This is a genomic window from Oleiphilus sp. HI0117 (assembly GCF_001635235.1).
Window position 1 is genome coordinate 1 of the sequence record NZ_LWGA01000701.1, and the last position, 12723, is coordinate 12723.

The 12723-nt window shown below is 44.3% G+C and carries 9 protein-coding genes, 1 tRNA gene and 1 pseudogene; 9 read left to right on the top strand and 2 right to left on the bottom strand.

What is annotated here, in order from left to right:
• Window positions 1–104 precede the first annotated feature (104 nt).
• The 5 genes from A3757_RS10120 to A3757_RS10140 all read left to right on the top strand — a co-directional run bounded on the left by A3757_RS10120 (window position 105) and on the right by A3757_RS10140 (window position 6197).
• Window positions 105–1745, top strand: a complete 1641-nt coding sequence (locus A3757_RS10120; protein ID WP_068566864.1) for a tetratricopeptide repeat-containing response regulator — start codon at window positions 105–107, stop codon at window positions 1743–1745.
• A 121-nt stretch (window positions 1746–1866) separates the two neighbouring features.
• Window positions 1867–1943, top strand: a tRNA-Arg gene (locus tag A3757_RS10125).
• 84 nt (window positions 1944–2027) lie between these two features.
• Window positions 2028–2534: a hypothetical protein gene (locus A3757_RS10130; RefSeq protein ID WP_156490240.1), complete on the top strand. Its 507-nt coding sequence runs from the start codon at window positions 2028–2030 to the stop codon at window positions 2532–2534.
• Window positions 2503–3741 (top strand): hypothetical protein, encoded by a 1239-nt coding sequence (locus A3757_RS10135; protein WP_068552938.1) that lies wholly within the window; start codon window positions 2503–2505, stop codon window positions 3739–3741. The genes A3757_RS10130 and A3757_RS10135 overlap by 32 nt, the downstream gene beginning before the upstream one ends.
• Window positions 3742–3854: 113 nt before the next feature.
• Window positions 3855–6197 (top strand): EAL domain-containing protein, encoded by a 2343-nt coding sequence (locus tag A3757_RS10140; protein WP_197469984.1) that lies wholly within the window; start codon window positions 3855–3857, stop codon window positions 6195–6197.
• Window positions 6198–6259: 62 nt separating this feature from the next.
• On the opposite strand, the gene cysK is transcribed toward A3757_RS10140, so the two are convergent.
• Window positions 6260–7171: a cysteine synthase A gene (gene cysK / locus A3757_RS10145; protein ID WP_068553561.1), complete on the bottom strand. Its 912-nt coding sequence runs from the start codon at window positions 7169–7171 to the stop codon at window positions 6260–6262.
• A 331-nt stretch (window positions 7172–7502) separates the two neighbouring features.
• Between cysK and A3757_RS10150 the strand changes: the two genes are divergently transcribed.
• The 4 genes from A3757_RS10150 to ung all read left to right on the top strand — a co-directional run bounded on the left by A3757_RS10150 (window position 7503) and on the right by ung (window position 11848).
• Entirely contained in the window at window positions 7503–8333 is an 831-nt protein-coding gene (locus A3757_RS10150; RefSeq protein WP_068515713.1) for an alpha/beta hydrolase, read from the top strand.
• Window positions 8334–8408: 75 nt separating this feature from the next.
• Window positions 8409–9507, top strand: a protein-coding gene (gene prfB, locus A3757_RS10155; protein WP_156490432.1) for a peptide chain release factor 2 whose coding sequence is annotated in 2 segments (ribosomal slippage) — window positions 8409–8483 and window positions 8485–9507 — 1098 coding nt in all. Because the reading frame shifts where the segments join, the coding sequence is not laid out codon by codon here.
• Window positions 9508–9566: 59 nt separating this feature from the next.
• Window positions 9567–11123, top strand: coding sequence for a lysine--tRNA ligase (gene lysS, locus A3757_RS10160; RefSeq protein WP_068515735.1), 1557 nt, complete (start codon window positions 9567–9569; stop codon window positions 11121–11123).
• 26 nt (window positions 11124–11149) lie between these two features.
• Window positions 11150–11848, top strand: a complete 699-nt coding sequence (gene ung, locus A3757_RS10165; protein ID WP_231878250.1) for a uracil-DNA glycosylase — start codon at window positions 11150–11152, stop codon at window positions 11846–11848.
• Between the two features lie 73 nt (window positions 11849–11921).
• On the opposite strand, the pseudogene A3757_RS10170 reads toward ung, so the two are convergent.
• A pseudogene (locus A3757_RS10170) lies at window positions 11922–12722 on the bottom strand (HDOD domain-containing protein).
• Window position 12723 lies beyond the last annotated feature (1 nt).

Sequence of the window (12723 nt, forward strand, 5' to 3'; positions counted from 1 at the left end):
TCAGTGTCGTGAGTCAAAAGAAATATTTGAATATACGCTATCTGATTTGATTTTTTGTCTACACTTAGGAGTATTAAATTTAGGAACAGTGAAGTAAGTGTTTTATGAGTGAGTTGCAAAGACAAATTCAGCTAGCCAAATACTATCGCAATCTGCGCTTTTTGGTTGTCGATGATTTCGAAAACTTTCGTCTTTCAATACGCCAAATGATCAGAGCGTTTGGGGTTGAGAGTATCGAGGTAGCGGGGAATGGTGAAGACGCCGTTGCTCGTTGTGAGCATGAAGAGTTTGATATTATTTTGTGCGACTATAACCTAGGCCCCGGAAAGAGCGGGCAACAGGTTCTGGAAGAACTTCGTCACAATAAAATTCTTAAGCATACAGGCATATTCATACTCATCACGGCAGAAACTTCTAAAGATATGGTCATGGGAGCGCTTGAATACTTGCCTGATGGCTACATCACAAAGCCTATTACAAAAGCCGTTTTACAAAAACGTTTGGATGCAATGATCGAGCAGCGTGAGGTATTGAAACCTGTTAATGAGGCGATTGATGCTGAAAACCTCCCCAAAGCGATCGAACTAATCAATAAAGAGGTTCGCTACGAAACTAAATATATCACCTGGTGTATGCGCAAGCTTGCTAGTCTTTATTTTCAGATGGGTGAGAACGAACGCGCAGCGAAGATATATCGTGACGTGTTATCGACACGTGATATTGGTTGGGCAAGGCTTGGTTTAAGCAAGGTGCAAGTTGCTTTGGGCGACTATGAAGGCGCTATCAAGGGGCTTCAAGGCTTATTAGCAGGTAACCCGAACTTAATTGAAGCCTATGATACCTTGGCCGAAGCGCAACTAAAGCATGGGAAGGCCCGCGATGCGCAAAAAACTTTGGCAAAGGCTGTTGATATTTCACCGCATGCTATTCTGCGTCAGCAGAAACTTGCTGAAGTTTGCTCTAAAAATAAAGATGTTGAAGGCGCTGCGGATGCTTTTTGTCAAAGTGTAAAGTTGGGGCACAATTCTGTACACGAGTCTTCTGAAAATTATTTAAGTTTAGGTCGCTGCCTTTCTGATTTGGCTGAAGGTGATACGTCGGATAATGGTAAAAAACAGGCAAAAGAAGCTGTTCATATTCTAGGGCGTGCTAGTAAGAAATTTAAGGATGATGTCAATGTTCAGGCTAGTGCATTATTGATCGAGGCCCGTGTTCACAAAGGGCAGGGTGATGACAAAAAGTCTCAGGCTGCACTGGATAAAGCCCAGGAAACAATGGATGTATCGAGCGCCTCAGCTGAAACAACCTTGGAGTTTGCTAAAACACTCTACAGTATGGGAGACGAGACCGAAGCCGAGAAGGTATTAAGTGATTTGGCAGAGCGTCACTCGGACGACAAGGGTGTCATGAACAATATTGAAGAGTTGCTTGATGAGCCTGTTAGCCTTCAGAAAAGGGTTAAAGCTAGAAAGCTTAACAAGAGTGGTATTACTGCATTTGAAGAGGGTGATCTGGACGAAGCGATTCGCGTTTTTGATGAGGCGCTTCAGGTTACGCCAAAACACCCAGCCCTTAACCTTAATACCGTCCAGGTAATGCTAAAACAAATTCGACAGCAAGGTGGCAACCCTCAGCTCAAAGCAAAGTGTGAGCAATGCTTGGACAATGTTAAGCATATTCCTGCTCAGCATAGGCAATACAAACGCTTCCAAAGTTTACAAACGAAGGTTAAGGCACTGTCCTAGTCGCAGGTAACAGTGGGTATCGCAAGTCCTGGCTTCAATTGTATGGGAATAATCTGTTGCAACGTGTAATTTCCACTTGAGCCTGACTCATTTGCTCGCTATTATTCCTGCGCCTATTTTTCCGCCCTTAGCTCAGCTGGATAGAGCGTCCCCCTCCTAAGGGGAAGGTCTCAGGTTCGAATCCTGAAGGGCGGGCCATTCTTGTTTATATCTCCATATTGCTCTTAAAACTCAGAGCTATGTTATTAAAGTGTAAAACCACGCGTGTTTAGGTTTGTGGCTTTGGCAATCCACAGATTATGGTCTACCTTTGTAATCATGTGGATAAAGTCCTTTATCATTTATATTTCTTTGATTGCAGTTTTCCAACTGTCGCTCGCCCGTACCTGTTATGCTGATGACTCAGGCGGTCATGTCAGTGAATCAGCGAACGCGCAGTCTGTTATCACTCATCTCTCCACGCTAACCGACACTTTAAGCTTAAATGAGTTGCGCGCTATTTTTAGTCTGAGAGCTAGAGCTTGGCCCGATGGAACAAAGATTACAGTGGTGGTTTTCCAAGATACCAACCCGGTTCATCGATCATTTTTGATGAATACCTTAAAAATGCTCCCGCATCAACTTAGGCGTCAATGGGACCGGTATATATACTCAGGTATAGGTCAGGGACCTGTTGTCGTTCAATCCGTCGAAGATATGCTAGCGACAATTAATAATACACCCGGGGCAATTGGTTATGTTGAAGGAGGCATGTCGAATGAGCATGTTACTACGGTCAGTATTCGCTAAGGCCGTTTTAGCGGTTGTGCTGGGTGGAACTTCTTTAGTTTCTTTCGCTACGGAAGCTAAGAAATATCTAGTGGATCATATCAATTGGCACGGTTTTGTTAGTCAAAGCTTTGTTTTAACCGATGAAAATGATTTTTTGGGTTCTAGTTCTGATGGTAGCTTTAAATACAATAGTGTTGGTTTAAACGGGTCTTGGAAGGCGACGAACTCTTTACAGTTTTCCATGCAGGGTCTTTACAAACAGATTGGTAACGGCGAGCCAAAAGGTACTAGACTTGATTTTGCGATACTTGATTGGCGGCTTTTTGATGATTTTGAATATGGTTTAGGTTTAAGAGCAGGGCGTTTAAAGAATCCGTTTGGCTTCTTTAACGAAACTAGAGATGTTGCAGTAACACGTCCTAGCTTACTGTTGCCTGAGTCTATTTATATTGATTACTTGCAAGAGATATTACATTCATCAGATAGTATAGGGCTTTATGGGCACCGGGAATTCCAGAGCGGTACGTTGTCGTTTAGTACTGCTTTTGGTGAGCCGATTTTTAATAGTCATAGTGTTGAGTCAATCTTAAGTACGAAAACCTCTGGTAGCTTCGATAATGAGCGCGCTAGCTTTACGAGGCTGTCTTTTGAACCCGGTTCTGGTGCGTGGCGCACTGCGCTTTCTTATGTTCAATTAGATGCTGATTTTACACCGGGAGCAGGGGAAACGTTTCAAGATCTTACTGTCACCCCTCCACTGTTTGAGGGTGAGCTTGGCCTAAAAGCATTGATGCTTTCTTTTGAACTCAGTATTGATAAATGGCGCTTCACAACTGAAATCCAACGACGAGATATCGAAGTAGATAACATTTTTGCTGGCAATAAAAATGTGGAAAAGTTTATTGGTTATTACGTTCAGGTAGATTATCAACTATCACCTAATATGCAGGTATATGTGCGCCAGGACGAAGCTTATCGGTTTAAAGACGACAAAGATGGCTCGGACTATGAAGCCGGTGACCCAATCAATAGGTATGCGCGTAATGCTTTTGCTAAAGACTCCACTATTGGCATTAGTTATGCTCCTTCGTTCGAATGGATGTTTTCAATCGAGTTTCACGCTGTAAATGGTACATTTTGGTTGCCTGACTTAGAAAATCCAGATATGGAAAAACAACGTAAGCACTGGAATATGTTTTTAGCTCAGGTGGCGTATCGTTTCTAATGCAAGACACAAAAAAACAGCTTTTTGTTAGTTTATATTGGAAGTCCGCAGTTGGCCTAGCTGCGATCTTTCTATCGTTCATCTCATTTTTTACATACTTCAATGTAGCGCAAATGCAATCCTTGCAAGCGCATAATAGAAGTGTGAACCAGCAGCAATATATTATTGAATATAACGGTTTGCTCAAGAAGAGCTCATTGCAGCTAATTAATATAATTGATGGTCTACCAAATTTAACGTCAGAAGGTCCGTATATTGAGGACAAGCTCGATTCGCACTGGCTGTCTTTACAGATAACTTGGGCCCTAGAGAGCGCAACCTTACTTAATGCAAAAGGCGAAGTGATTGGGCAGTGGGGTGATCAACGCATTCGTCCAAACTCCGACGTAATTGAGCGTACCTTGACGAGTCGCACTCCGTCCGAAGAAATGATCTGTTTTGAATTTTGTCAGTTAGCTGTACTGTCTCCGATTCTAGATATTAATGGTGATATTAAACTTATTCAGCTGAGCGTATCACTAGCAGATATGATGCTAGATTTTAATCGAATCACCGGATCTGATATCGGGATACTCACGCCGGTTAATAATAACTCTGAAGCATCAGTACAGTTTGGCAAGACTGGATTGGCTTTCTCTTCTTTGACGAATAAGCCTTTACTACAGCCAATTCTTCAGCAGCATGCTATTCAAAGTCGATGGAGGCGTGACTTTGTCGAAGCTGAAGGGCAGTTAATCAACATTATTGATTTACCAGGTTCTCAGTATGAGCTTATGTTCGTCTCTAACTCTGAATTGGTTGGTAGTAATGCGCTAATTGCATTTATATCTGATACAACCCAAGCCAGAGAGCAAATAGAGTATGCTCGGCACACGCACGTTATAACTGGCTTAGTTGCGATTATTGTTTCAATGCTGTTGATATTCCTCGTTTTGTGGCGGCCGATTCGTTCTCTGCAGCGGCAAGCCAAGGCGCTTCCTTTATTGCCTCAAGGACGATATAAAGAAGCAAAAGACAAGCTTAAGCGCATGGCGAGCAACCGTATTTTTGCTGATGAAATTAGCCAGCTACAAACTACTTCTTTGCAGGTAACCTCTCAGTTAGAGGCCTATCACCAGAAACTGAGTGATAATACCGAAGAGCTTCACCAAATGGCTCACTTCGATGCCTTGACTGGTTTGGCGAACCGGCCCTATTTGATAGAGTTGGTTGATAAGAAGTTAGAGAGCCAAGATGAAACTGAGCGAAAGTTTGCGTTTCTCTACCTTGACCTTGATAACTTCAAACACATTAATGATGCCCTAGGGCACCTGGTTGGTGATAACTTATTGTCTGTGGTTGCCGACCGACTTAAAAGTTGTGTTTCTGATATTGATATTGCAGCGCGTACCGGTGGCGATGAATTTTGCCTTGTGCTTAGTGGTGTTCACAGTGAAAAGAAGGTTGTAGAGCTTGCAAGAAAGGTGCTGAGAGTTCTGGAAGAGCCCGTTGCAATTGAGGGAAGGCGCCTTTCTGTATCATCGAGTATTGGCATCACATTGTCTCTTTTGGATGGTGTATCCGCTGCAACTTTGTTGCAAAACGCCGATCTAGCGATGTATCAAGCCAAAGCCTCAGGCAAGAATAGCTACCATATCTTTAATCATCAGCTCCATAAAGATGCTGACTCGCGTATGGCCTTGGAGGAAGAGTTACGCCATGCTGTCGAACGGGAAGAGTTTGTATTGCACTATCAACCGCAAATGGATTTGAGTACCGGAAAGCTGATTGGTTGCGAAGCTCTATTAAGGTGGCAGCATCCTAAGCGTGGTTTGTTATCGCCATTTTTCTTTATCGATATGGTAGAGAATAACGGCCTGATTATTCCCATTGGTAAGTGGATTATTCATGAGGCTTGCCGCCAGTGTGCCGATTGGCAGCAGCGCGGGCTAAGTGACGTTAAAATGTCGATCAACCTGTCAGCTCGCCAGTTTAGTGATCCTGACTTACTTAACGATATTACTCAGGCAATTTCTTTGCACCGAGTTAACCCCGAGAACTTAGAGTTTGAGGTGACTGAGTCCTTGTTAGCGACCGATATTAAGCATGCGATTTCCTTATTGAAAGAGTTGCAGTCTTTGGGACTAACCATTGCAATTGATGACTTTGGTACGGGATACTCTTCTCTTAACTACCTTAAGCAGCTCCCTCTGGATAAACTCAAGGTCGACCGTGCATTTATTATGGACTTACCCAACGATAATGATGACAAGCAGATCACAGCAGCAATTGTTGCCATGGCGCATACTTTGAACTTGAAGGTAGTGGCTGAAGGTGTGGAAACAGTTGAGCAGATGGCTTTCTTGCAAGAGTTGGGTTGTGAGATTGGGCAGGGATATCTATTTGACAAGCCCTTGAGTGCTGATGAGTTCTTCTCGTCCCCGCTTAAGTCTGTCGGGTTTAAGCCAAATAACTAAGATAGGCTTTGATTTCCAGGATATTTCAAAGCGGGGCGTAAGCCCCGCTCATGGTTCAAGGTCTAGAACAGATCTTCGATCGATAAATAGCGTTCGCCAGTATCATAACTGAAAATCACGATGCGGCTGCCAGGAGTAAATTCAGCTTCCTTCTTTTTAACTGCGGCTAAGGTAGCGCCAGAAGAAATACCTACAAAAATCCCTTCCTGCTTTGCACACTCACGTGCCATGTCGAAAGAGTCTTCTTCAGATACTTGAATTGTTCCTGTCAGTATCTCAGTGTTCATGATGTCAGGAATAAAGCCAGCGCCGATACCTTGAAGGCGATGCAGTCCTTTTTCGCAACCACTGATCACTGCGGACTTTTCGGGTTCAACTGCGTAGGATTGTATAGAAGGGAAGGCTTTACGAAGTTCCTCTGTACAGCCAGTGATATGACCGCCAGTGCCAACACCGGTAATCAGATAATCAAGACCATCGGGGAAATCGGAAATAATCTCTTGCGCAGTAGTACGGCGATGGATCGCAACATTTTCAGCATTGGTAAATTGTTGTGGCATCCAGTGATTACTGCCTTTTGTAACTAGTTCGGCAGCTGTTTCAATTGCACCGCCCATGCCTTTTTCTTTTGGTGTTAGTACGAGCTCGGCACCCAGAGCTGTCATGTACTTTCGACGCTCTATAGACATTGACTCCGGCATAACTAGAATCAGCTTATAGCCTTTTACCGCAGCTGCTTGAGCCAGACCGATGCCGGTGTTTCCTGATGTCGGTTCAACAATAACGGTATCTTTGTTGATCTGGCCTGACTTCTCGGCGGCCTCGATCATAGCGAGGCCAATACGGTCTTTAATGCTGCCGCCGGGATTAAAGCGTTCGACCTTCATCCATACTTCGATATCGTCTCGGAAAAGCTTGTTGATTCGTACGTGCGGCGTGTTGCCGATGGTTTCAAGAATGTTGTTATATTTCATTTGAATATTCCCTTTGAGTGGCATTCAGTCATTACAATATACTTGGTTACTGACTTAGCTTACTATTCGAATCAGCTCTCAATACGCAGAGCTTGGAGAGGCACCGGTTGCTGCAAGCAGTATTGGGCTTAGCGAGTTGTTTTGCATGATGAGAGAGTGAAATGCGCATAGCTAAAAATCGTCAGAAATGAGGTCGCCAATAGGGTAAACTATCGGCCATAAAAACGATACACTTAGGCGCTAAATAGTAGGCAACATAATTTACTGTACTTGCTCCAAAATTCAATAAAACTTATTTTCAGTATATAGACTAATAAAGGAAACAAAGCGAATGAGTGTAGCAAGGCTTGCACCGACTCAATCAAAGGTAGAAACGGATGATGGTTTACTACTGAACTTCTACTACTGGCCTAATCAAAATGCTAAAGCTGCGATTGTTATTTCGCATGGCTGGAGTGAACATGCAGGGCGTTATCAGTGCATTGCTGAGTGGTTTGTTTCCCAGGGATACGCAGTCTATGCGCTAGATCATCGAGGGCATGGTCAGTCTGAAGGTAAGCGCGGGCATGTAAGGCGTTGGAGTGACTACGCGCAAGACTTGGAAACACTGCGTTCTACAGTCATGGAAGAAAAGCAATATTTACTTGGTCATTCGATGGGTGGAATGATTAGTTTGCACCACTTGTTAGAGTATCCTGGCCGATTCAGTGGTGTAGCCTTAAGTGGGCCAGCGGCTGATGTTTCAATTGCTGTCCCGTGGTTTACGCGTGTTATTGGCAATACAATGAGTTTCTTTCTACCTAGACTCAGTCTTGCTCATCCCATAGAAGCAAGTGTGGTGTGTTCTGATCCCGAGGTTGTTGCCGCTTATGCCACAGACCCATTTAATCACGGTAAGGTTAGTGCACGTTGGTTTACAGAGTATTTATCGGCAGTTACTAAGCTACGCAAGCAGGCTTCGCAAATCAAAACGCCCATCGCTATATGGCACGGAGAAGGCGATGAACTCGTTGAGCCCTGGGTGAGTGAACACTTATTTGATCGTTTAGAGATGACTAATAAGCAAAGAAAAATCGTTCCCAAGGCTTTGCATGAGATTTTATTAGAGCCAAGCTGGCCGGAAACTGCGAAAGAAATGAAAAATTGGTTGGAGCGGTTTTAGCTTAGCGGTAGAATGGCGCGCTTTATTAAGTGTGTTATTTCGCTTTTTTCAGTTTTAAGGAATGTGAGTCAATAGATGTTGGAAGTAAACCCGCTAGTGCAGCAAATAAAAGATATGTCTGAGCGTGTGCAAACGCTTAGGGGGTATCTTTGACTTTGATGTAAAAAAAGAGCGACTTGTAGAAGTTGAACGTGAATTAGAATTGCCTAGTGTCTGGGATGATCCGGACAACGCGCAAGCGCTTGGCAAAGAACGCTCTAATCTAGAAGCTGTTGTAGCAACCATAGAAAATCTCGACGTTGGTCTGGTGGATGCTCAGGAGCTGCTGGATATGGCTGTGGAAGAGCAAGATGAAGAAACGGTTTCTGCTGTTGAAGATGAGCTTGGCACGCTAAGTGAAAAGCTTGAAACGCTAGAGTTTCGACGAATGTTTTCTGGCGAGATGGATGAAAACAACGCATATCTCGATATTCAGTCTGGCTCAGGTGGTACCGAGGCTCAAGATTGGGCCAGCATGTTATTGCGTATGTTCTTACGGTGGGGGGAGAAGAAAGGTTTCAAGACTGAAATCATTGAACTCTCCGACGGTGAAGTTGCCGGCATCAAAAGTGCGACAATCCAATTTACCGGTGAATATGCATTTGGTTGGTTACGTACAGAGACAGGTGTCCATCGCTTGGTAAGAAAATCTCCTTTTGATTCAGGCAGCCGTCGCCATACTTCTTTTGCATCGGTGTTTGTATCACCGGAAATTGATGATAACGTCGATATTGAAATTAACCCGGCAGACCTGCGTATTGATACGTATCGCTCTAGTGGTGCGGGCGGCCAGCACGTTAATACAACCGATTCAGCAATACGTATTACTCATGAGCCAAGCGGTATTGTGGTCCAATGCCAGAACCAACGTTCACAGCATCAAAACAAAGATAAGGCTATGCAGCAGCTTCGAGCAAAGTTATATGAGCTAGAGATGATGAAGCGTAGCGAAGCGGCACAAGCATTGGAAGATACCAAGTCAGATATTGGTTGGGGAAGTCAAATCCGCTCCTATGTACTGGACTCTTCGCGGATCAAAGATCTGCGAACCAATGTTGAGACCAGTAACTGCAATAATGTCTTAGATGGCGACCTGGATCAGTTTATCGAAGCCAGTCTTAAGCAAGGCCTTTAATTTTTAGTTTGCTGCTATCGTCTTTGGTGGCAGCAATGGATAAGTAATTGGAAGAAAATATGTCGAACGAACAGAATACTACGAACACTGAAGACCAAAATAAGTTGATCACTGAGCGTAAGAACAAACTCAAGGAACTGCGTGATGGTTGTTCAGCAAATGGTCACCGTAATGACTTCGAGCGAAAAGATTTAGCAGGAGATCTGTTAGAAAAGTTCGGTGAGTTCTCTAAGCCAGAGCTAGAAGAACAGGATAACCAAGTATCTGTTGCGGGTCGAATCATGTTTCAGCGGGGGCCATTTACTAAGATTTCTGATGTATCGGGTGGTATGCAGTATTACGTACCAAAAGATATTCAAAAAGAAATTGGCTACAAAACCCGTTTTGATTTAGGTGATATTGTTGGTGTACGGGGTGCCCTGCATAAGTCGGGTAAGGGCGAGTTATTTGTTAATATAGAACGTGCAGAAGATGTGGTTATCCTGACTAAGGCACTACGCCCTTTACCGGATAAGTTTCACGGCTTGGCGGATCAGGAAACTAAGTATCGTCAGCGCTATGTTGACTTGATCATCAACCAGGAAACTCGCGATTTGTTTATGGTTCGCTCCAAGATTATTGAGGGGATTCGTAAATACCTAAGTGATCGTGACTTTATGGAAGTTGAAACACCGATGCTGCAAACCATTCCTGGTGGCGCAACGGCTAAGCCTTTTGAAACGCATCACAATGCACTGGATATCGGTATGTACTTGCGTATCGCGCCAGAATTGTACTTGAAGCGCTTGGTTGTAGGTGGTTTTGAGCGAGTGTTTGAAATTAACCGTAACTTCAGAAATGAAGGTCTTTCGACCCGTCATAATCCTGAATTCACAATGATCGAATTCTACCAGGCTTACGCAACTTATCATGACTTAATGGATACTACTGAAGACATGCTGCGTACTATCGCCTTGGATGTACTGGGTACAACTGACATTAAATCAACTAAGAAAGATGCAGATGGCGAAGTGATTGCCGAGACGGTCTATGACTTTGCCAAACCCTTCGAGCGCATGACAATGGCCGAAGCGGTGCTTAAGTACAATCCAGACTTTGAGCCGTCTATCATCAACGACGCCGGAAATAACTTGGAGCAAATGATTGCCTATGGACGCCAGGTCGGTATTAGAGAAGATGCTAAGCAATCTGCCTGGGGTGCAGGTAAGTGGTTATGCGAAATCTTTGAAGAGACTGCTGAAGAAAAGCTCGATCAGCCTACTTTTATTACTGCCTACCCATGGGAAGTTTCTCCATTAGCGCGTCGAAATGATGACAACCCATTTATCACTGACCGTTTTGAGTTCTTTGTTGGCGGCCGTGAATTGGCAAATGGCTTTTCGGAGCTTAATGACGCTGAAGACCAGGCTGACCGCTTCCGCAAGCAGGTTGAAGAAAAAGATGCTGGTGATGATGAAGCGATGCATTACGACTCAGATTACATCCAGGCTCTTGAATACGGTATGCCACCTACTGCAGGTGAGGGTATCGGTATTGATAGGCTAGTGATGCTATTTACCGACAGCCCAACCATTAAAGACGTTATTTTGTTCCCGCACATGAAGCCAGTATCTTAATAAGGGGCTTATTGTTTGGGTTTCATATGATGGCTGAAGGTTCAGAAAAAGAAGGTAGACTGAGTGAGTCCTGGCAGCAAGTTGTCGGCGACCAGCTTACCCTGCCTTACATGCAGTCTTTACGTGGATTTCTAAGCAGCGAAAAGGCTGCGGGTAAAATTATTTATCCGCAAGGCTCCGAAATCTTCAATGCGCTGAATCATACCGCTTTTGAAGAGGTAAAGGTTGTTATTATCGGGCAGGACCCGTATCACGGGCCTGGGCAGGCGCATGGTTTGTGTTTCTCGGTTCAGCCGGGTGTAGCAATACCGCCTTCATTACGTAATATATATCAAGAACTCAACACGGATACAGGCATGCCGATTCCAATTTCAGGAAATCTAATTTCTTGGGCCGATCAAGGTGTGCTATTGCTGAATGCGGTGTTGACGGTTGAGCAGGCTCGAGCTGGTGCCCACCAAGGAAAAGGTTGGGAAACGTTTACTGACAGGGTTATTGAGTTGCTGAATCAGCAACGGTCTGGTGTTGTTTTCCTGCTTTGGGGGAGTTATGCCCAAAAGAAAGGTAAGCTGATTGATCGTCAGAAGCACTTTGTATTGGAAGGACCGCACCCTTCGCCGCTTTCTGCCTATCGTGGTTTTTTTGGCTGTCGCCATTTCTCAAGGACAAATCAATACTTGATAGATAATGGTAAACAGCCAATAAACTGGGCGTCTGTTGTTTAAAAATTAAGTATTTATCTAATAAAAAGCCGATCAAGTGATCGGCTTTTTTTATGTCTTAGGCCTGCTTATTCTATTAGGCATTTAGCAACGCCATTGCTGCTTCCATTTCAGCACTTAGGTCTTCATCTGCATTCGGGTCCATAGTTGGGTCAACGCCAATACGTTCAAACGCTGTAATGTGCGACCAGTCCATCTCTACATAGTGGTGTTCTGAGCCAGCATAGCTGTGTAGCATGGCAACCATGACCAAATCGGCGTAATCCGCTTTTTCAACTTCTCGAGTGAAATTAACACACTCTTTGGGTACAGGTTTGAGCTCGGATGGAAAGTCCCATTTCTCTAATATCTTCTGACCCACGATGGGCTGAAGTTCATCCAAAAGGTTGTCGAGCATTACGCTATTTATTTGAACGTCGTTATCTTCAACGTACTTAAGGACCGGCAAAGAACCGATGGAATAAACGAGTCCGGCCAACGTCGCTTGGCCTGCAGCCAGATGAGGGTGCTGCCGTGCGAGCACACTACATATACCCGCTACTTCGGTACTGCGCTCCCAAGTCTAGCGCATACGCTTGTCGATCATCTCTGAAGTTGCTTGGAACATCTGCTCCATTGCGAGGCCTGTTGCAAGATTACTCGTATATTGCATGCCTAAGCGGTTTACTGCCATGTTTAGCGTAGTGATTTCATTTGCACCGCGAAACAAAGGGCTGTTGCTAACCTTGAGTAGGCGTGCTGATAAGGCAGTATCTTTGTTAATAACGTCGATCAGGTCGAATAACCCCGAATCTTCGTCTTCGCTGATTCTCTTAACATCTAAAGCAATTTCAGGAAGCGTTGGTAAGACAATAGTGTCGTTCTCAATTGCTTCCAAT

Excerpts from the sequence above, each read along its gene's own strand:
- A3757_RS10140 (WP_197469984.1), top strand. The coding sequence starts at position 3,855 with ATGCAATCCTTGCAAGCGCATAATAGAAGTGTGAACCAGCAGCAATAT.
- cysK (WP_068553561.1), bottom strand. The coding sequence starts at position 7,171 with ATGAAATATAACAACATTCTTGAAACCATCGGCAACACGCCGCACGTA.
- A3757_RS10150 (WP_068515713.1), top strand. The coding sequence starts at position 7,503 with ATGAGTGTAGCAAGGCTTGCACCGACTCAATCAAAGGTAGAAACGGAT.
- A3757_RS10120 (WP_068566864.1), top strand. The coding sequence starts at position 105 with ATGAGTGAGTTGCAAAGACAAATTCAGCTAGCCAAATACTATCGCAAT.
- ung (WP_231878250.1), top strand. The coding sequence starts at position 11,150 with ATGATGGCTGAAGGTTCAGAAAAAGAAGGTAGACTGAGTGAGTCCTGG.
- A3757_RS10135 (WP_068552938.1), top strand. The coding sequence starts at position 2,503 with ATGAGCATGTTACTACGGTCAGTATTCGCTAAGGCCGTTTTAGCGGTT.
- lysS (WP_068515735.1), top strand. The coding sequence starts at position 9,567 with ATGTCGAACGAACAGAATACTACGAACACTGAAGACCAAAATAAGTTG.